Below are 21,197 nucleotides of genomic sequence, written 5' to 3' on the forward strand. Positions count from 1 at the left end.
CGTTAAAGTCTGACAAAGCAATCCTTTCTCCAGGAACGCCTTACGTGAGAATTACTGTATTACCCCTCGATATAAACACCGATGGCTTTGCCTCCGGCTTCAATGCGTTGCATCGAATCATTCGTTCCGAAGGTAACTTCGGTAACGAGCACATTCTCACGCAGCACATGATCAAAAGCCTGAATCGCTTCTTGTAAAGCAGAGTCTACATCCAGCGTCAAACGTACTCTTTTCTCAATCGGCAGATCCAGCTTCTTCCGTGTGTCTTGAACTGCACGAATGACTTCACGGACCCAGCCTTCCTGTTCGAGTTCTGCTGTGATCTCCGTATTGAGAGCTACTGTCAGACCATAGCCGGATGCCGAGGCAAAACCGGATTTGGCTTGTTTCTCAACCAGCAGTTCTTCACCCGTCACTTGCAGCTCTTCGCCTTCAGGAGAAACGATGTTCAGAACATCTTCTGCCACGACTTTACGCGTCTCATCTGCTGACATTCCCTTGAAGAAATTCTGCAGGAACCCTACGTTTTTACCGTATTTTTTACCCGCTACTTTCAGGTTCAATTTCAAAGTGAAATCAACGAAATCCGCATCATCATGCTCGGTACGAATCGTTTTGACATTGATCTCATCCTTGATGATCTCTTCATAACTTGCCAGATCGAAGCCTTTATCCAGGGAAACGATCAGTTCAGACAACGGTTGACGTGTCTTGATACCTGTTTCGTTACGGACGTTACGGGCAAGTTCAACGATTCGGCGTGCTGTCTCCATATCCTGCTCCAGATCCAAGTCAATCAGCGTTTCATTGGCAACCGGATAATCATCCATATGCACACTCTCACCAGTAGTCAGGTTCAGATAGATATCTTCTGCAAGCATTGGTGTGAATGGAGCGACGAGCTTGGCTGTAGTCACCAGCACTTCGGTAAGGGTACGGTAAGCGTCCAGTTTGTCTTCTGTCAATCCGCTGCCCCAGAAACGGTCACGGGAACGACGAATGTACCAGTTACTGAGTTCATCTACAAATGCTTCAATGGCTTTGGAAGAGTTCAGATAGTCATTAACAGCCAGCGCTTTTTCTACAACGAGAATCAGGCTGTTCAGTCTTGACAAAATCCAGCGGTCCAGGTTGTGTGATGACAATTTAAACGGATGCTCCTGTGGATCAAATCCATCAATTGTAGCATACAGCGTCAGGAATGCATGGGTGTTGACCAGCGTATCCACCATTTTGGATTTCGCTTCGCCCACGATGCCTTTGGAGAAACGTTTGCTGTTCCACGGTGCGCTGTCAGACAGCAAAGCCCAGCGGAATGCATCTGTACCGTATTCTTCGATAACTTCCCAAGGATCGATAACGTTGCCTTTGGATTTGGACATCTTTTGTCCGTTCTCATCGAGAACGTGGCCTGTTGCCATAACTGCTTTGTAAGGTGCTTTGCCTGTCAAAAGTGTAGATACGGCCAGCAAGCTGTAGAACCAACCGCGTGTCTGATCAATTCCTTCACAGATCATGTCTGCCGGATATTGCTGTTCGAATATTTCTTTATTTTCAAATGGATAGTGCTGCTGGGCAAACGGCATGGAGCCGCTGTCGAACCAGACATCGATCACTTCCGGTGTACGTTTCATTTCATATTTGCCACAAGAGCTCATGACTTTGACGTCATCTACATACGGCTTATGCAGCTCCAGATTCTCAGGCACGTCGCCAATGGCACGAGCACGCAGTTCAGCGATGCTATGCGGAGCGAATTGTTCACCTGTCTCTTCGCACACCCAGATGTTCAGTGGCGTTCCCCAGTAACGGTCACGGCTGATATTCCAGTCTACGAGATCTTCTAGGAACTTCCCGAATCGCCCATCACGGACGTGGCCTGGGTACCAGTCTACTTCACTGTTATTGGCGATCAACTGATCCTTGATTGCTGTTGTTTGGATAAACCAGCTGTCCATTGCATAGTACAGAAGTGGTGTATCACAACGCCAGCAGAACGGATAGCTATGCTCATATTTTTCTTTGCTGAACAAACGTCCTTTTTCAGACAAGTATCTTACGATATCAATATCGCAATCCTTAACAAAACGTCCGGCAAAATCAGTTACCTGTGGCACAAACTTACCTTCCAGGTCCACCATGTTCACAAAGCTGATGCCATGCTCACGACATACACGATAGTCATCTTCACCATGTGCTGGTGCCATGTGTACAATCCCTGTACCACTTGCATCGGTTACAAAACCTGCACCCAGGATGATGTTTGCTTTCTCAGCCTGTACGTAGTTAAACGGAGGATCATACGTTTTGCCAACCAGGTCAGAACCTTTCAGGGCACCGATGATTTCATACTCCCCTTTGGCATCCTTCATGACTTTCTCAACGAGATTAGTCGCCATGATGTACACTTCGTTGTCCTGACGAACACGGGAGTAGTCCATATCCGGGTTCACGGCAAGCGCAACGTGTGAAGGCAATGTCCAAGGAGTCGTTGTCCAGGCAAGCACGAATTCGCCGCTGTCATTCAGCTTGAATTTGGCTGTAGCACTGAGGTCTTTCACGTCTTTGTACCCTTGCGCTACCTCATGGGAGCTAAGTGTAGTCTGACAAGACGGACAGTAGGGACTCACACGGTGACCGCGATACAGCAGACCTTTTTCGTGAATCGTCGCCAGAATGTTCCACACACTTTCGATGTAATTGTTGTCGAGTGTGATATACGGATTATTCATGTCGGTCCAGTAGCCGATACCTTCGGTCAGATCGCGCCATTGTTGTTCGTATTCGAACACGCTCGCTTTACATTCGTTAATGAATTTCTCCACACCATAATCTTCGATTTCCCACTTATGGGAGATGCCCAGCTTTTTCTGAACACCCAGTTCTACAGGCAGACCATGTGTATCCCAGCCTGCTTTACGAACGACGCGGTAACCCTTCATCGTGTTATAACGTCCCACAAAATCCTTGATTACCCGTCCCAATACGTGACCGATATGCGGTTTACCGTTGGCTGTAGGCGGCCCCTCGTAAAATACGAAATTCGGCTTACCTTCGCGGTTTTCGATGGATCTTTTGAATGTATTCTCGGTTTTCCATTTGTTTAACACACGTAGTTCTCTGGCACGTGCTTTCTCTTTGACGTCAACTCGTTGCATGATAATCTTCCTTTCGAGATATAGTTGTGGACCGTCCACAAAAAGCGTTTCAATCCCCCTAAATCCCCCTTACCAAGGGGGACCCCATAGGCGCTCCGCCCTCTGGACACCAGGAATGGGTTGTCTTTGGCGGGAACTGCGGCGGAGTTGGCGAGGGTGTGTATGTTGGAGTCGGCCCTCATGCGGCTGTCCCCTTCGGGAACGCCGCAGGGCCTTACCGCGAGAAGGGAGTTGCCGGACGCTTCGCTCCTCCGGCAGGCTGGCTCTCTCCTTGAGGCACCTTCGGGCCTCATGGGCGTTCGCCTTGGCGAAACCCCGGTGCCGGACGCTTCGCTCTTCCGGCGGTTGGCTCTCTCCTTGAGGCGCCTTCGGGCCTCATGGGCGTTCGCCTTAGCGAACCCCAGTGCCGGACGCTTCGCTCCTCCGGCGGGCTGGCTCTCTCCTTGAGGCACCTTCGGGCCTCATGGGCGTTCGCCTTGGCGAAACCCCGGTGCCGGACGCTTCGCTCTTCCGGCGGTTGGCTCTCTCCTTGAGGCGCCTTCGGGCCTCATGGGCGTTCGCCTTTTTTTGGACACAAAAAAACCTCATCCCTGGAAAGGGACGAGGTTGTGCTCGCGTTACCACCCTAATTCTGTTCATCACAAACCACATCCAATATAAATTGGGTATGCTCTGTCATCAACAGCGCTTATGCCCCGCTTAACTACAGCAGGGTGCCGATATAACGTTCGGCTCACGGTTTCGCTTACACACGGCCAATCCTTCACCGCTTCAGCGTCACTTCTCCGGGGAGATATTCGGCTATAACTCATCCATTGGCTTGCACCAAACGCCAACTCTCTGAGGGATGAGATCATAACGTACTGAACCCGTCATGGAATCACTATTCATTATGAATATAGTTATAGCTTCTTTACAGGCAAAAGTCAACCAGGCGGATAGACTAATAAATTTCCTTCATTTCCCGCTCACGGTCACGGACTTCCTGCTCCCGGCTCTCCAGCGCTTCCCAACCATCCTGAGTCAACAATTCAAGCTGTGCTTCCACAAGTGTACGGAAACGAGCACGATAGATGGACGCCTGCTTTTTCAGCTCTTCTACTTCCAAAGCAATTTTGCGTGATTTAGACAAAGATTCGTTTACGATCCGGTCCGCATTTTTCTCGGCTTCCTTCACGATCAACTGTGCTTCTTTTTTCGCATTGTTCTTCACATCATCCGCAGCTTCCTGCGCAATGATGATCGTTTTGCTCAGCGTCTCTTCAATCGTTGCAAAATGATCAAGCTTCTCCTGAACGGACAGCAACTGATTGCTCAGCTCTTTGTTTTCGCGAATGACGCCTTCGTAATCTTTGATGACTTGATCCAGGAATTCATTGACCTCATCCTCGTCATACCCGCGCAAACGTCGGGAAAATTCCTTGTTGTGTATGTCCAGCGGCGTTAATGGCATGCTGTCCACCTCCTGTAAAAGTTCCTTCCCGGACTGAGAAGGTTTGCAGCATATGGGTTCCACCCAAGGGGCCGTATATGTGATGCCTAATCCTGGCACTAACACGGAATGCAGGATCAGACTCTGATCCTTTGGCGGTCCTATCAACCTTTGCACTTTAATGTATATCGGAAACACCGAATGTTTTTTGCACCTTTACCTTAAACATTTCGACAAGAAAGCGGGTTTTCCTGCAACACTCTTAGGCAAATTTGCCGATTTTTACGCGGCAGCGTCCCTTTTTGGTCAACCCATCCTGTTCCATCACCTTGAATCGACCAAATCCTTGAATGGATACCACATCTCCCGCTTTTAGCGCTTTGGACGGATCTTCCTCCACTTTCCAATTCACCCGACAGCGGCCAGCCTTGATCGGAACGAGAACTTTACTGCGACTAAGCCGATACACATCTGCACAGATGCCATCCAAACGCAGGGAAGCTACGGTAATGTCCATCGTCTCCAGTTTGCTCTCGGACCATTTCAGCTGATCCAGTGCCAACAACTCCGTAAACACATGTACTCGATGCACCTGATTCAGTTGAAGCGATAAAAAAGCGCCGGTTTCCGACGCCACCACAGTATGGCACCCGTCCTCCAGCACTTGAATATCACCGATCTTGCCACGTTTCATGCCAAGCCCGAGCAGGGCACCCATATAGTCCCCATGCTCCAGCTCTTTGATTTTCTGATCGTCAGACGTAATGCTCATGACCTGCATACCCATATCTTCATCGTCCAGATATCGATAATCCGGTGCAATCAGCGCACGCTTACGTTCAGCTGTTTCATAACCACCATCCAGACGAACCTGTACATCATCTCGACGGTTCACAAGCGTTTGTAAAATAAAGGCCTGTCTGGGATCAAGAAAGTCAGTTAGCTTCATGTCATGATACTTACCTGCACGTTCAACCCAGTCTGAGGCTTTATCCACAAAATCCCGCTCGTCATGACTAAAATGCTCGTAAATTTCACCGCTCATCTATGTTCACCCTACCTTAATATACAAAGTATCGGAGGATGGAGATCAGTCCATTAAGCGCGAGTTGAAGAACGATCAACGCCACAATCGGTGAAATATCCAACACACCGAACAAAGGCGGAATAAATCGGCGGAAAGGTCTTAAATATGGTTCTACAAACTTACCTAGCCATTCACCGATGAAGCTCTCCCGTGCGTTGGGAAGCCATGACATCAATATGTAGACAATGACCATGTAAAAGTAAATCTGGTATAACGTGTACAACACGCTTTCAATCTGATACAAAAGTGGCTCACCTCATTCTGTTATAATCTTGCTCGCTGTCAGCCAGTATTTCCGTAATTGATCCTTGAATTTCAACCGTATCTGGCGTACAGAGAAAAATGTTGCCGCCAATTTTTGAAATACCGCCTCCCAGTGCATACACTGTGCCACTCAAGAAATCAATGACGCGAAGTGCCTGATCCTGACGCACCCGCTGCAGGTTAACTACAACTGTACGATGGGAGCGCAGATGGTCAGCAATCTCTTGTGCTTCGTCATAAGAACGCGGTTCATAAAGGACGACTTTAACATTTTTCTGGGAATGAATGCTCACCACATTATTACCCCTTTGGTTTCTACGTTTGTCTAGACTTGAGGTTTCAGCTTCCTGCTGATCAGGATCATGTTCCTCTTGTGCCGCCATACGCTCACGTTCCACAATCTCTTCCTCTTCCTGAAGCCCGAGGAAATTCATAAACTTATTCATTACGCCCATTGCGAACCCTCCTCTTTTCCTACGAGAATCGATCCAAGCCGAACCCAGGTTGCCCCTTCTTCAATCGCCACTTCAAAATCATTGGACATGCCCATCGACAACTCGGTCAATGGCTCCGCTGTCAAAGCTTGTCCATTCAAATGGTCTCTAAGCTCACGCAGTCCGCGAAATACGGGACGTGTAAGCTCCGGATCTTCCTCATGGGGTGCCATGGTCATCAGGCCGATGACCTTCAGGTTGTTGAACGAACTGATTTCACGCAAAAAGGAACTCGCCTGTTCAGGCTGCAAGCCATACTTGCTTTCTTCACCCGAAATATTCACCTGCAATAGTGTTTCCACCTGGATGCCAAGAGACGCCGCCTTTTTATCCAACTCCTTGGCCAGGGACAAACGATCCAGTGAATGTATGTAACGGAATTTACCGATGACGTCCTTCACCTTATTCGTCTGTAAATGACCGATAAAATGCCAGGTTCCCTGCTGACCGAATGCTTCCCATTTTGCTTGTGCATCCTGCCAGCGGTTTTCGCCAATATGCTCAAGACCGTGGTCCAGCACAGCTCCCGTTGTTTCAAGTGCGACGTATTTCGTGACAGCAATCACATTCACATCTTCACGTTGACGGCCACTGCGCTGACACGCGGCTTCGATCTTCTGATTTACCAGTTGTATACGCTCCTCCAATGACACAGAGGGTCACCTCTCTTCCAGCCCAATCCAGCTCGCCATTCTCCCGGTAATGCCATTTTCTTTACGATACGAGAAAAATAGCTCGGGATTGCAGCTTGTACACCAAGTTGTACATTCGATATGATCCGGCAATATTCCTGCTTTCATCATAATGTGTCGATTGCATTCTTTCAAGTTTAACATCGTTTTGCCATTTGTGGCAGGCCGATATACTTGATTAGATGCAGAGTTCTTGTATTCATCATTACCCGAGGAGTGGTCAAGCCAAACCCGTACATGCTGCATAACCGCTTCATCCACTTCATAACAGCAATCCCCAATGGAGGGACCTATTGCAGCATGGATATCCTGTCTGCGACTTCCGTATTCCTGCTCCATCTTTTCGACCATCGATTCGGCTATACCGGCAACAGTACCTTTCCATCCGGCATGAGCAAGCCCCACCGCTTGTTGTACGGGGTCATAGAAATAAAGGGGTACACAATCTGCATAAAAGGAAGTCAGCAGCACACCAGGCACATTGGTGACCAAACCATCCGTATCCTGTAATGCAGACTGTCGATCCAGCAAACCTTTACCCCGCTCTTCAGCCGTGATTACAGCAACATGTTTACCATGTACCTGTTCTCCACAAGTCCAGGATTCCAAAGGGAAACCCAGCTTTTCAGCCACAAGTTTGCGATTACTCAGCACGTTAGCCGGATCATCACCCACATGATAGGCACAGTTTAGACTGGCGTAAGGTGTGCTTCCAACACCACCCTGCCTTGTCGTAAAACCGGCTTTCATATGCTTAAACTGCAATTTCCACGGCTCCACATATAATAACAACGGGTCAGGACCCCAATTTGAGTTCTGGCTTCCCGACCGTATTTCCTTATCCAAAATAAACGGTTCCATCTTCTCACCTCACAACTTCCAGTGTACCAAATGAACCCCGTTCTGTCTCGGTTATATCGTTCGACGCTGGTTCCGATTCAACCGTTCAATACGTTCCACCCGGTCCACCCGGCCGTTCTGCTCGTCATACAAGCGGGCTTCACGGTCACGCTCATCGTAGTTATTTTCCTTCATTTCATCCATTTTAACCAAAATCACATCCGAACCGATCTTCACAATGTTTCTCCAAGGGATGATTAGATCCGTTCCCCCGCCGAATAGCCCCATAAAACGGCTGTAACCTGGCACAACAATTGCTTCAATTCGTCCCTGCTTCAGATCCAGCTCCAAATCGCTAATCTGACCCAGACGTTTGCCATCCGTAATGTTAATAACATCTTTGGTTTGAAAATCCGAAATTTTCATCCCGCTACCGACCGGTTCACCTGTGTTCACTTTCATTTGGTCCCGCCCCCCGATTAATCCGCTTCTGCCCGTTCTCCGCTTCTATACAATATATGTTTCATACGCGAAAAATGTCCTCTTTTTCGAAGGAAAGGCAATGGAACAATTCCAAATCCATCTGATGTCGAAATCCAAAAAGCAAAAAGACGATCAAAGGGATATTTCTTCCCTTTGATCGTCTCCTGGCTTACCCCTTGTTACGACTTCACATGTTTCTGCATTTGTTGTATCGCTGATTTCTCCAGACGGGATACCTGCGCCTGGGAAATGCCAATTTCATCAGCCACTTCCATCTGGGTTTTCCCTTCGAAAAACCGCATCGACAGAATCATTTTCTCCCTTTGACCGAGACGGTGCATCGCTTCACGCAGTGCAATTTCCTCAATCCAGGACACATCCTTGTTTTTGTCATCGCTGATCTGATCCATCACATAGATCGGATCTCCACCATCATGATAGATCGGTTCGAAGAGCGAAACCGGGTCCTGAATGGCATCCAATGCAAAAACCACATCTTCCTTCGGCACATTCAGTACCTCAGAAATTTCAAATATCGTCGGTTCACGGGAATTTTTATTCGTCAGGCTGTCACGCACCTGAAGTGCTTTATAAGCAATGTCCCGCAAGGAGCGAGATACCCGAATTGGGTTATTATCGCGCAGGTATCGACGGATTTCACCGATAATCATCGGCACCGCGTAGGTTGAAAATTTGACATTCTGGGATAAATCAAAATTATCAATGGCTTTCATCAGGCCGATACATCCAACCTGGAACAGATCATCGACAAACTCTCCCCGATTGTTAAAGCGCTGAATGACACTGAGCACCAGGCGCAGGTTGCCATTCACTAATTTCTCTCTTGCTGAGCGATCATGGTGTTGCTGTAGGGAATGAAACAATTCCCGCATTTCTATGTTGGTGAGGACAGGCAATTTTGCGGTGTCCACGCCACAAATCTCGACTTTGTTTCGGGTCATCGTGACTTACCTCCCAAGGAGAAACATTAATGTACATTATCTCCGGGGCAGGCTATTTTATTCGCACTTGGCATCCTTGCCATTAATACCCATTATGAAAAATGCTCCTGTTCAGACCATCTTGTTGAACTCCTTTCGGAGTCTTTTAATGATTCTTTTTTCGAGACGAGAGATATAGGATTGGGAGATTCCAAGCAGATCGGCGACATCTTTTTGTGTCTTTTCCTCCCCATCCGTCAAGCCAAAACGAAGCTCCATAATCATTCGCTCACGCTCGGTTAATTTTTCCAATGCTTTATGCAAAAGCTTCCGGTCTACCTGTTCTTCGATATTCCGATAGATTGTATCGTTCTCTGTACCGAGTACATCGGATAATAATAGTTCATTTCCATCCCAATCAATATTGAGTGGTTCATCAAAAGAAACTTCTGTACGAATTTTACTGTTACGTCTCAGGTACATCAAAATTTCATTTTCGATACAACGGGAAGCATAGGTTGCCAGTTTAATTTTCTTTTCCGGGTCAAATGTATTAACGGCTTTAATCAACCCGATCGCACCGATGGAGACCAAATCCTCGATATTGATACCTGTATTTTCGAATTTGCGTGCGATGTATACCACCAGTCGCAGGTTCCGTTCAATCAGCATGGCACGGATAGCGGAATCCCCTGAAGACAACTTTTGCAACAAAAATTCTTCTTCTTCACGTGTTAATGGGGGCGGTAGCGCCTCACTGCCTCCGATATAATAAATCTCTTCACTTTTCAAACCAAGCAGAAATAATAAACGATAGTACTGCAGCTGCGCCACCAGTTTCCATTTTACAAGCATGTACGTTCCTCCTATACCACATTCAGCGGCTTTTCTGTTGCTCCCGCAGAGATAGCCGTAGACTGCGCAGAAGCAGCGTCTTGCACAAGCTCAGGGTGAATCACGGCCTGGTATTTTCCATCGGATGACAGTACGCCCCCGTCCAACCCTATTAATACCTTTGTCGTCTCATAACACATCTCATCCATCGTTACCTTCACCCGGTCTGGCTTCATCGCCAGCATAAATGCAGTTCCTTTGTTAATCCCCCGATAGGGTACAAGCCTTAAACGATCCTGCCAGTGGAAATCCTCCTGATCGAGCTCCATGATAAGGTTGTCCGGCGCCTCATCCTTCAACCTGCCCTTCCATGCAGCAGGCAGCATGTCTTGCCATAACGATACCTCCATTACCATGACGGGCATACGTGAAAGGGGATCTGTGAGTTGATTTCCTGTATCCAGAAGGCCTGTACAAGAAATAGTCACATCATCAATAAAAACCTCCACTTTACCCAAGTACGTTGTCATTCGGTCTGTTTTTCGTTTCGAGCTCTGCACGGCTTTGAATAGAAAAAGCACGGCAAAAAAGACGACAAACGTGAACCAAAAGGCTATTTTCAAATCAAAAGACATTCCACCTGATGCCGTAAACCAAATGCCGTTGAACAATTCCCCAGAGCTTTGCAGCATGTAGTGCACACCCAGAATTCCCCCTGCGGCGACAAAATTGATTACATAGAAGGTACCCAAGGTCCTCATAAATGCCTGAAGACCCTTAAACCCAAATGCAATACTCAGCATCACCAGAGACAATCCAAACTTGATCAAAAAGGTGAACATAAAATCAAACTCCGGTACAAACATCATGACTACGTACAGCGCACCCACGATCGCGGACAGCAACCATCTCCACCAGACCAGCTTCGTTTTGCGCATCCAGGCCGTCAGTCCGATGAGTGCACCGTCAATACACAGGTTCGTCAAAAAAATAAGATCCACATATACAACCACATTCTTCACCTGCCTGCGCGCAACATATCGAAATAACGTTATCCCGATATTCATGAGCATATTCACAAGTATAAGGAGCTCACTTTTCAAAGTCTGTCTAATCATGGGGGGATCGTTCCAACTTTTTTTGTCGGAATTGCTCAGACCCGTTGTTCAGAATTTGTTCAATACGATGTGATAGGATAATAAAAAACAAAAAGACCCGGTTACTCCTATCAGGAGTACCGGGTCTTCATTGAAATCTATTGGAGTATTAATCGTTGTTATTATTGCGTGAACGATTGCGCAAAAATGTCGGAATATCCAGCTGATCATTGCTCGGCTGATTTCCGAAAGGACGCAGGTTCGGCGAACGGTTATCCGCAGGCTCACTTGCTGGAGCAGGTTTGCGTCCAGGTGGAGGCGAAGCAGGCTTGTCCTCAAATCCGGTCGCGATAACTGTAACCTTGATCTCCTCTTTCAGATCCTCATCAATGATGGCACCAAAGATCATGTTCACTTCCGGATCGGAAGCTGAAGTAACAATCTCAGCTGCTTCATTGACTTCATACAGGGACAGGTTAATGCCACCCGTAATGTTCATGATGACACCACGTGCACCTTCGATGGACGTTTCCAGCAAAGGACTCATGATGGCTTTACGAGCTGCTTCAGCTGCACGGTTCTCGCCAGTCGATTCACCGATACCCATCAGCGCAGATCCACGCTCGTGCATGATCGTTTTGACGTCTGCAAAGTCAAGGTTGATCAGACCCGGTACAGCGATCAAGTCAGAGATACCTTGTACCGCTTGACGCAATACATTATCTGCTTGACGAAACGCTTCAAGCATTGGGGTCTTTTTGTCTACAATCTCAAGCAAACGATCATTTGGAATGACGATCAGCGTGTCCACTTTTTCCTTGAGAGCTTCGATACCTTGCTCTGCATGGCTGGAACGTTTACGTCCTTCAAATGTGAACGGGCGTGTTACAACACCCACGGTAAGTGCGCCACACTCTTTGGCGATTTCGGCAATAACCGGAGCCGCACCTGTACCCGTACCGCCGCCCATACCCGCTGTAACAAATACCATGTCTGCACCTTTCAAGGTGTTCATGATCAAGTCGCGGGATTCTTCCGCTGCTTTTTTACCTACATCCGGGTTGGCGCCAGCGCCAAGACCACGGGTTAATTTATCACCGATTTGCAATTTATGCTCGGATTTCGCGAGGTGCAACGCCTGAGCGTCCGTATTTACCGTAATAAATTCTACACCTTGTACACCGTTTTCGATCATACGGTTGACTGCATTGCTTCCGCCGCCGCCTACACCGATGACTTTAATTTGAGCCAAGCTCTCCATCTCGAAATCAAATTCCAACATATTATTCCATCTCCCCCTCAATGTGCATGGATGGCCCGTCCAATTTTTGATTGAACCGAATCAATTTCATATATCGACGAACGAAAGCGTTTATTTTAGAACCAGCGCATTCAAACGGCTTCAAGAATTGTATGAAATGGATTCAACCTGTTATATAAATTCGCTGAACATATTTTTCAGCCGTTCGAACAGACCTGGTTTTTGCTCCGATTCCTGGGCCGCATTCGGCTTAGGACGGTTGGTCGGTTTTTTGTTGTTATTATTGTTGTTGTTATTTCCACCGCCGTTGTTGATCGAGGGACGAATACGCAAACTGCGGATTACACTGTGCAAAATGCCGACTCCGCTCGTGAAGCCAGGGTCACGCACACCGATATAATCCGGCACCGCAACTCGTACCGAAGCAGCAAGCTCATGCTGAGCTACCTGCAGAACACCCGGCATAGAGACCGTACCTCCCGTTAGTATATAACCTCCAGGAAGATCATTGTAACCAAGACGCTTCACTTCTTGAGAAATCATCTGGAATATTTCTTGAACCCTCGGTTCGATAATAGCCGCCAGATCCTCTTGAGAGAATTCCTTGTCTACGTTGCTGCCGATCCGTGTTACTTTGAACATGACATCCGCAGCAGCATCATCCAGCCATGCGCAACCATATTTCAATTTTACCTTTTCGGCTTGATCTGTTAATGTGCGCAGACCATAGGCAATATCATTCGTTACAAACTCCCCACCAATAGGTAGCGTTGAAGTTGCAACGAGACTGTCTTCTTCGAAGATGGCGATGGTTGTAGCCCCTGCTCCGATATCAACAAGCACGGAACCCATCGTTTTTTCATCCTTGGACAATGCCAGCTGACCTGCTCCAAGTGACATGAGTACCAAATCACTTACTTTCAGACCCGCTTTTTCCACGCAGCGCAAAAGATTATGTATCGCGGTTTTTGCACCCGTAATGATGGTCGCCTCTACTTCCAGACGAACACCAATCATACCACGGGGGTCCTGTATGCCCTCCAAGCCATCTACAACATACTGCTTGGCTACAACATCAATAATTTCCCGTTCCGGTGGAACCGCAATCACTTCGGCTGCTTTCAACACCCGCTCCATGTCTTCTTCTCCGATTTCACGATCCTCGTTAGATACTGCCACGACACCGTGACTGCTCATCAGTCCGATATGATTTCCCGAGATTCCAACATATACTTCGGATATTTGAATACCTACCATACGTTCTGCATGATCCACTGCATTACGGATCGATTGCACCGTCTGATCGATATCTACGATTACACCTTTGCGAATTCCCTCCGAGTCGGCAGATCCAACTCCAATAATATTAAAGGTTCCATTATTCATTTCCCCAATAATAGCGCGAATTTTGGATGTACCGATGTCCAAACTAACAATGATGTCATTGTTGCTCAAGTCTGTGGCACCTCCTGACTCCAAATAGTAAAATACGTTCGGGTTTAAACACTCTTAAAATATATTCAACACACTTTAGGCTTTCCCTCTTTTTTCTACAATTTTTTTGGGTGCCAAGATCTGGTTGCGAGACATAAAACCTTGAAGAAAAAAGAAGGAGGCAACTCAAGTGCCATAAGTTCAAGTGTATCATTTTTTCTTCGTCTCAGAAAGAACAACTTTCATTGGATAAAAGGGGCTAAACCCCGATCCCGCCTGGTTTTGAATACTTCTCTACCGAATAAAGGCGGAAATCAGGGAGTTGCTCCTGGTTCAGCATCTTCTTCCGGGTTATCCGGAATGAAAGGCACGTACGTATCAGCCTCTAGCATCGTGATTTTCCCTGGCCGTTCCGTCTCAATGACCTGGTTGAGATACTCTACCTTATCGGACAATAGAGAAACAGTTGTAATCACTTCAAACTGTGACTTGGTATACATCCGAATCTGATCCGGGAATGAAGGTGTAGGATTCGGAATAATCTCTGAAATATCCGTCGTTAGTTCATTCGGGATCTTGGCCAACGCTTCACTCAGCTTGGCCTTGAGCGGATCGTCCGCCTTCCACTGGGTCAAAATCGGTTTCTCAACCGCAACGCCAATGGTGGCAGGAACCGTTAAGCTTGTCCCGCTTGCCAGTATGGCTTTTAGCGTACCGTCAGAACCAAGTTCATACGCAACCGTTGGATATTCCTGCACCTTGATAAGAATAGTACCCGGAAATTGTTTATCCACAGTTACGGTTGATATAGCCTTGATCGTTTTCAGTCGCTCAATCACATCAGCAGAGGTTGTCCCAAAAAACTGTTCGCCCTCCTTCAGACCGCTTTTCTCCAGCAGTTCCGAAGTTGTTGTGTATACATTACCCGTAATCTCAATTGCCGAAATCCGACTCATCGAAGAACGAAAAAAAAGTACAGCAAGTAATACAATAAAAAGAAGTAAAAGAATAAATACGATTTTACGGCTTGTGTTTCGTTTGGGCCGATTCTTCTTCAGAACCGGAATTTGACTTTTAGGCATAGGTCGCGCTCCACAAAGCCTCCGGCCCCCTTCCCTTAAGAAGGGGACTCAAAGGACGTTAATTGGCAAAATCCAGCTGCTTCGAAACGGGGGACTGTCGCTCAACCGAAGCTCCAAGACTCTGAAAGAGCTTCTCGATACGATCGTACCCTCTATCAATATGATGTACTTGCTCCACAACCGTTTTTCCCTGGGCAGCAAGGCCAGCAATGACTAGTGCTGCACCTGCACGCAGATCGGTTGCTTCCACTGTAGCCCCGTACAAACGGGGAACGCCACGGATAAATGCTGCATTCATGTCTACCGAAATATCGGCTCCCATGACATTCAGCTCATCCACATGTTTGAACCGACCCTCGAATACCGTTTCCTTCATCACACTGAAACCGTCTGCCAGACTGAGCAGCACCATAATTTGCGACTGCAGGTCTGTTGGAAATGAAGGATACGGAGAAGTCACAATGCGGTCTACTGATTTGGGACGGCTCATACAGCTCACCGTCATTATATCATTGCAGACTGTGATTTGAACACCAGTACGCTTCAACACATGTATAAGGGAAGTAAGATGAGCCGGATTGCAGTGTGTAAGCGTTACATTCCCTCTCGTTGCTGCGGCTGCAATCATCACCGTTCCTGCAACGATCCGATCAGGTATAATTTCGTAAGAACAAGGCTTGAGTTTCTCCACACCATTAATGGTGATCGTATCCGTTCCAGCACCGATAATCCGTGCACCCATTGCATTCAGAAAATGTTGCAAATCCTGTATCTCAGGTTCTCTGGCTGCATTAAATATCGTTGTTGTACCCTCAGCCGTAACAGCAGCCATCATAATATTTTCTGTGGCTCCTACACTGGGGAAATCCAGATGAATGTCTGTACCCACCAGCTTGCGCCCGCGGCATATGATCTGCTGATCCAGCTCTTCAATCGAAGCTCCGAGCGTCTCAAGGCCCCGAAGGTGAAGATCAATTTTACGTTCCCCAATGGCACAGCCACCTGGCTGGTACACGGATACTTGCCCAAACTTAGCCAGTAATGGTCCCATTAAAAAAATGGAAGAACGCATCTGCTTCATGAGATCCTCAGGCACATCATATGACCGGATGGACGATGTATCTATCGTCACTGTTCCCTGTTCATGCCGACACGTGCATCCAAGTCGTTCCAGGATATACAGCATCACTTCAATGTCCAGCAAGTGTGGAACGTTGTGCAGCGTAACTTCTCCGTCTGCCAACAAACTTGCGGCCATAATCGGTAAAGCGGCATTTTTTGCTCCATGGATGCGTATGGATCCTGAGAGGGGTTTCCCGCCTTCAATCACCAATTTGTCCAATGTATCACCTCCGGGGTTTACCGTTCACCCACTACGAAGACTTCCGGTACCAGGTTAATACCGTTTTGAGATGATATAGTGTTCTGAATCTGCTGCATTAGGGTGATAACGTCCTCTGCTGTTGCTTGGCCTGTATTGACAATGAAATTGGCATGCATGGTGGATACCTGTGCGCCTCCTTGAGTCATACCCTTTAGCCCCGCTGCTTCAATCAGGCGGGCGGCATGATCACCAGGTGGATTCCGGAACACGCTGCCAGCACACGCCATCTGCAGTGGCTGTGTACGGCGTCTACGGTCTTTATAAGCGGCCATCGATTCCGAAATGACTTTGCGTTCTCCCTGCTGGAGTGCAAATGTAGCCTCCAGCACGATACCTCTCCGGTCATGAAGAACAGAGTGGCGATAGGCAAATTCCATGTCCTCCTTGCTGTAACGTACCAATTCCCCTGTCTCCAGTACAATCTCAGCGGATTGAAATATCCGTGACACATCCGATCCATGGGCACCAGCATTCATATATACGGCTCCGCCGACCGTTCCGGGGATGCCGCTACCAAATTCCAAACCGGTCCACTCTTTCTTTGCAGCAACAACACTGAGTTTAACAAAGGAATGTGCCGCTCCGGCAGTTACCCCGCCCTCGTGAAATTCGGCATAATCAAAGCCTTCTCCCGGTTTCACGACAACTCCGCGTATTCCCTTGTCAGACACCAACATGTTTGAACCCCGTCCAAGCTGCATCCATGGGATCTGATGCTTGTGCAGCAATTGAATGAGATTGATCATCTGCTCCTTGTTTTCCGGTATGACCAGCGCATCTGCAGGACCGCCGATCTTCCATGTGGTGTATTTGGCTAGCGGCTCGTTTTCAAGAACTTTGCCGACATTGTTCTGGGATAGTAACGATATCCACTGCTGCATATTAACATCCTCCTTTACTTCAAAACCGATGAGCACGGCAGTTTTCGTTGCTGCAAGCCGTGTTGCGGCGCCATGGAACGATTGTCACGATTTATAGGGTATCTTATGTCAGTCCCGCCGTGTGTGTGACAATCGCCCAAAACGCACTTTAACGCCCTGCAGCAAGACGCCGAATCTCGCTCACAAGCACCTCGGCTGCATCAGGTTTCCCCAGTTCCCTGGAGGCTTCCGCCATCCTTTTGCGCGCCGCTTCGTCATTCATAATTCCAGCAATCGCTTTATATAGCGCCTGGCCTGTCAGATCCTTCTCCAGCATCGTAAGCGATGCACCACCACCCTCAAGTGTACGAGCATTCGCCTCCTGATGATTATTCGTCACGTTAGGTGACGGAATCAGAATGGATGGAATACCTAGAGATGTAATCTCGGCAAGGAATGATGCCCCAGCACGATTTACAATCAGCGACGTGCATGCAAGAACCTCAGGCATGTTGTGTACGTAGGGCAGCACATGCAGATGATTTGGCATCGTTCCAAGGGAACTGCGAATCGCTTCACGCGTTTCATCAAAATAAGAATCACCAGTCACGTAGACCACGTGCACATCTTCAAGCTTGGCCAGCATCGGTGCCATATCCACCATGGCTTTATTGATTGCTTTCGCACCACGGCTACCACCAACCACAAGAACAACTCGGCTGTCCATCGGTACACCCAGTGTCGCAAAACCACGATCACGGCTAGCTTGAGCTACCGTTGTAGCCCTTGGATTGCCGGTATACACAACCCTTTTGGCTCCAGAGAATGCTTTCTCCGAACCCTCAAAACTAACAGCTACCGTGTCCACATACCGGGTAAGGAACTTGTTAGTTAACCCGGGAATGGCATTCTGTTCATGAATGACACTTGGAATACCAAGTTTGGCTGCTGCATATACGACAGGCCCACACACATAGCCCCCCGTACCGATGACAACATCGGGTTTGAATTCCTTGAGCATTTTCTTGGCTTTGCGAACACCTTGCAGAAATCTCATCACAGTCTTCACGTTGTCAAAGGACAATTTCCGGCGAAAACCTGTAATGTCAATCGATTGAAACGGAATATTCTCTTGTGGCACCAGTTTACTTTCCAGTCCACGGGTACCACCGATATATAAAAATGTCGAGTCGGGATTCTCCGCCTCACATTGCCTTGCTATAGCAACGGCCGGATAGATATGCCCACCGGTACCGCCGCCGCTTAGAACGACTCGCATCGTACATTCACCTCGCATAACGGGATAAGTTCAATAATATGCCTAGCGCTGTCAACATCAAGGTCAGAGATGAACCGCCATAGCTGATGAGCGGGAGCGTAATCCCCGTAACCGGCATAAGCCCGATCACGACACCAATGTTGATAATGACCTGCACAGCCACCATACCCACAATGCCTACACCCAGAAGGCTGCCAAAAGCATCCGGTACCGTCATCGCTACGCGCATCCCTCTCCACACCAGGACCAGAAACAGCAATAATACAATCATTCCACCAATGAAGCCTAGCTCTTCTGCCAAAATGGAAAAAATAAAATCCGTTTGTGGCTCGGGTACGTAGCTGTATTTTTGTCGACTCATACCCAGCCCCAAGCCCGCAAGTCCTCCAGGGCCGATCGCATATAAAGATTGAATAATCTGATATCCGGCACCAAGTGGATCAGACCACGGGTCCAAAAAAGCCGTTATTCGCTGCAATCTGTAGGGAGCTGCCGCAATCAGTCCGGCAAACCCTGCTATACCGCCGAGGGCAAGCAGTGATAGATGTTTCATCCGTGCTCCTGCTGTGAAAATAATCAGCATCGATGCACCCATCATCACGGTGCCTGTCCCCAAATCGGGCTGAAGCATAATAATACCAAAGGCCAAACCAATCAAGCCGAGCGGTGGCAGAAGCCCCGTCGTGAACGTTTTGATTTTGCCAGGTTCCTTGCTTAACCAGTGAGCGAGAAACAGGATCATACCCAGTTTCATGAATTCTGAAGGTTGTATGCCGAACGAGCCAATGCCCAACCAGCTTCGTGCCCCTCCCCGAACCACTCCGATGCCAGGAATCAGCACCGCAATCAGCATTATAAAACAGGCAATCAGTATAGGCTTTGCATACTTTCTCCAGACCCGGTAGTCCACATTTGCCGTAACAAACATGGCAGCAAGTCCAAGTCCGGCGAACAGCAGCTGTCTTTTGACAAAGTAAAATGAATCACCGTAGTCATGAAAAGCAAGCACCGAGCCCGCACTGTATACCATAATAATGCCGATGGCAAGCAATGCCAGAATACAAATTAGGAGCCAGAAATCCGGCGCCGGTCGCGTCTGTTTCATCAGGAGGCCACCCCTTGCATGGAAGTAGGGGCTTTTCCACCCCCCTACTTACAAGTTATGCGCCGCCTCTTTAAAAATGCGTCCCCGCTCTTCATAGGAAGGAAACATGTCCCAGCTTGCACACGCCGGTGATAACAAGACCACATCACCTGGAGCTGCAAACTGTGAAGCTTCCTGCACGGCAGCGGTTAACGTCCGAGCAGCGTCCTCCTCATTATCGACGACCTTAATTTGCTTTAATCCCGCCAGTTCCGCGACCTTGGCAATTTTCTCTCGTGTCTCTCCAAGAGCAACCACAGCTTTCACGCGCTCCTGGAATAATGGCAGCAATTCCATCATGTCTGAACCACGATCCAGTCCTCCGGCAATGAGCACGACCGGTTCCTTGAAGGAGTTCAGCGCCATTACGGTTGCTTTGGAGTTGGTCGCTTTGGAATTGTTGTAATAGCCCGCTCCATTATGTTCAAGTACATATTCAAGACGGTGTTCAACCCCCTTGAAGTCAGCCAGAGGCGCAGCAAGCACAGATGGATCGGCTCCAGCGGATACAGCAATAGCTACTGCTGCCAAGGCATTTCCCACATTAAATCGTCCTGGTATTCCGATGTCTTCCACATCAATAATGACATGATGGTTGCCCTCACCGTCTGCATAGATTACCTGGCGCTTCACATCATCCTCTTCCCCATCCACGTATGGAGGATCGGCATATACCCCTGCTTCAAGCTTCTCTGTCAGCGAGAATGGGAGCAGTCTTGCTTTAATATAAGGAACCAGTCCGCGACATACCGGGTCATCCCAGTTCAGGATAGCTACATCCTCCGGTTGCTGGTTGGAGAACAATTTGGCTTTAGAAGCCACATAATCATCCATGTCCCCATGGTAATCCAAATGAGTCTCCGCCACGTTTAGCAAACTTGCAATGCGTGGACGGAAATCGGATGTGCCTTTCAGTTGGAAACTGCTAAGCTCCACCACCATCCAGTTATCCGCAGAAGCCTGCTCTGCCGCCTCACACAATGGCGTTCCAATATTACCGGCAACGATTGGTTTCAAACCGGCAAGCTCCAACATGTTCCCTACCCACGTTGTTGTGGTTGTTTTCCCGTTAGAGCCCGTGATCCCGATCATAGGCGCAGCGCATAGATGGTAAGCTACCTCCACCTCAGTCACCACTTCTATGCCTAAGGCAAGTGCCTGTTGCACAGGAGGTGCCTGATAAGGAATGCCCGGATTTTTGACTACAAGCTTCACATCACTATGAATCAGATCGTCCGGATGTCCCCCGCATACAACAGAAATTCCCAAAGCCTCCAATTCGGATGCTTCGGGACACTGTTCTCTCTCTTTTTTATCATTAACTGTAACGATTGCGCCGGCACGATCCAGTACTTTGGCGACCTGCACGCCGCTTTTGGCCAGTCCAAGCACGACCACTTGTTGTCCACGATATGATTCAGGATGATTCAT

19 protein-coding genes and 1 other annotated feature are annotated in these 21,197 nt (G+C 48.1%); all 19 genes read right to left on the minus strand.

What is annotated here, in order from left to right; all coding sequences use genetic code 11:
- Positions 1 to 59: 59 nt before the first annotated feature.
- The 19 genes from ileS to murD all read right to left on the minus strand — a co-directional run bounded on the left by ileS (position 60) and on the right by murD (position 21,197).
- Positions 60 to 3,158: an isoleucine--tRNA ligase gene (ileS, locus tag AC4PM4_RS12245; protein ID WP_491613696.1), complete on the minus strand. Its 3,099-nt coding sequence runs from the start codon at positions 3,156 to 3,158 to the stop codon at positions 60 to 62.
- Between the two features lie 593 nt (positions 3,159 to 3,751).
- Positions 3,752 to 4,043 (minus strand) — a binding site (T-box leader).
- Between the two features lie 58 nt (positions 4,044 to 4,101).
- Positions 4,102 to 4,611 carry a DivIVA domain-containing protein gene (locus AC4PM4_RS12250; protein WP_063566974.1) on the minus strand — a complete coding sequence of 170 codons (510 nt, stop codon included), beginning with the start codon at positions 4,609 to 4,611 and terminating at the stop codon, positions 4,102 to 4,104.
- Between the two features lie 241 nt (positions 4,612 to 4,852).
- Entirely contained in the window at positions 4,853 to 5,635 is a 783-nt protein-coding gene (locus AC4PM4_RS12255) for a YlmH family RNA-binding protein (protein WP_491613697.1), read from the minus strand.
- A 16-nt stretch (positions 5,636 to 5,651) separates the two neighbouring features.
- A complete protein-coding gene (locus tag AC4PM4_RS12260; protein ID WP_301290087.1) occupies positions 5,652 to 5,921 on the minus strand; it encodes a YggT family protein in 270 nt (89 codons plus the stop codon).
- Positions 5,922 to 5,928: 7 nt separating this feature from the next.
- Positions 5,929 to 6,396 carry a cell division protein SepF gene (locus AC4PM4_RS12265; RefSeq protein ID WP_063566976.1) on the minus strand — a complete coding sequence of 156 codons (468 nt, stop codon included), beginning with the start codon at positions 6,394 to 6,396 and terminating at the stop codon, positions 5,929 to 5,931.
- Positions 6,387 to 7,088 (minus strand): YggS family pyridoxal phosphate-dependent enzyme, encoded by a 702-nt coding sequence (locus tag AC4PM4_RS12270; RefSeq protein ID WP_491613698.1) that lies wholly within the window; start codon positions 7,086 to 7,088, stop codon positions 6,387 to 6,389. Before AC4PM4_RS12270 ends, AC4PM4_RS12265 begins: the two co-directional genes overlap by 10 nt.
- Positions 7,089 to 7,094: 6 nt before the next feature.
- Positions 7,095 to 7,988: a peptidoglycan editing factor PgeF gene (pgeF, locus tag AC4PM4_RS12275; protein ID WP_072734482.1), complete on the minus strand. Its 894-nt coding sequence runs from the start codon at positions 7,986 to 7,988 to the stop codon at positions 7,095 to 7,097.
- Positions 7,989 to 8,039: 51 nt separating this feature from the next.
- A complete protein-coding gene (locus AC4PM4_RS12280; protein WP_063567037.1) occupies positions 8,040 to 8,393 on the minus strand; it encodes a YlmC/YmxH family sporulation protein in 354 nt (117 codons plus the stop codon).
- 236 nt (positions 8,394 to 8,629) lie between these two features.
- On the minus strand, positions 8,630 to 9,412 hold the full coding sequence (sigG, locus tag AC4PM4_RS12285; protein ID WP_063566979.1) for an RNA polymerase sporulation sigma factor SigG: 783 nt from the start codon (positions 9,410 to 9,412) through the stop codon (positions 8,630 to 8,632).
- Positions 9,413 to 9,523: 111 nt separating this feature from the next.
- The gene (sigE, locus tag AC4PM4_RS12290; RefSeq protein WP_017687308.1) at positions 9,524 to 10,246 is read right to left on the minus strand and encodes an RNA polymerase sporulation sigma factor SigE; all 723 of its coding nucleotides are present in this window, start codon (positions 10,244 to 10,246) and stop codon (positions 9,524 to 9,526) included.
- Positions 10,247 to 10,257: 11 nt separating this feature from the next.
- Positions 10,258 to 11,238, minus strand: a complete 981-nt coding sequence (spoIIGA, locus tag AC4PM4_RS12295) for a sigma-E processing peptidase SpoIIGA (protein WP_063567038.1) — start codon at positions 11,236 to 11,238, stop codon at positions 10,258 to 10,260.
- 253 nt (positions 11,239 to 11,491) lie between these two features.
- On the minus strand, positions 11,492 to 12,604 hold the full coding sequence (ftsZ, locus tag AC4PM4_RS12300; protein ID WP_063566980.1) for a cell division protein FtsZ: 1,113 nt from the start codon (positions 12,602 to 12,604) through the stop codon (positions 11,492 to 11,494).
- Positions 12,605 to 12,754: 150 nt separating this feature from the next.
- Complete coding sequence (gene ftsA / locus AC4PM4_RS12305; RefSeq protein WP_063566981.1) at positions 12,755 to 14,038, minus strand: cell division protein FtsA; 1,284 nt, start codon at positions 14,036 to 14,038, stop codon at positions 12,755 to 12,757.
- A 293-nt stretch (positions 14,039 to 14,331) separates the two neighbouring features.
- The gene (locus tag AC4PM4_RS12310; RefSeq protein WP_063566982.1) at positions 14,332 to 15,099 is read right to left on the minus strand and encodes a cell division protein FtsQ/DivIB; all 768 of its coding nucleotides are present in this window, start codon (positions 15,097 to 15,099) and stop codon (positions 14,332 to 14,334) included.
- Positions 15,100 to 15,157: 58 nt separating this feature from the next.
- Positions 15,158 to 16,441: a UDP-N-acetylglucosamine 1-carboxyvinyltransferase gene (gene murA, locus AC4PM4_RS12315; protein ID WP_063566983.1), complete on the minus strand. Its 1,284-nt coding sequence runs from the start codon at positions 16,439 to 16,441 to the stop codon at positions 15,158 to 15,160.
- A gap of 17 nt (positions 16,442 to 16,458) precedes the next feature.
- On the minus strand, positions 16,459 to 17,364 hold the full coding sequence (gene murB / locus AC4PM4_RS12320; protein WP_063566984.1) for a UDP-N-acetylmuramate dehydrogenase: 906 nt from the start codon (positions 17,362 to 17,364) through the stop codon (positions 16,459 to 16,461).
- 148 nt (positions 17,365 to 17,512) lie between these two features.
- Positions 17,513 to 18,622 carry an undecaprenyldiphospho-muramoylpentapeptide beta-N-acetylglucosaminyltransferase gene (murG, locus tag AC4PM4_RS12325; RefSeq protein WP_063566985.1) on the minus strand — a complete coding sequence of 370 codons (1,110 nt, stop codon included), beginning with the start codon at positions 18,620 to 18,622 and terminating at the stop codon, positions 17,513 to 17,515.
- 7 nt (positions 18,623 to 18,629) lie between these two features.
- Entirely contained in the window at positions 18,630 to 19,727 is a 1,098-nt protein-coding gene (gene spoVE, locus AC4PM4_RS12330) for a stage V sporulation protein E (RefSeq protein WP_063566986.1), read from the minus strand.
- Between the two features lie 48 nt (positions 19,728 to 19,775).
- Positions 19,776 to 21,197 (minus strand): UDP-N-acetylmuramoyl-L-alanine--D-glutamate ligase, encoded by a 1,422-nt coding sequence (gene murD, locus AC4PM4_RS12335; RefSeq protein WP_072734483.1) that lies wholly within the window; start codon positions 21,195 to 21,197, stop codon positions 19,776 to 19,778.

The sequence above is a fragment of the Paenibacillus sp. MDV22-iso6 genome (assembly GCF_058408365.1).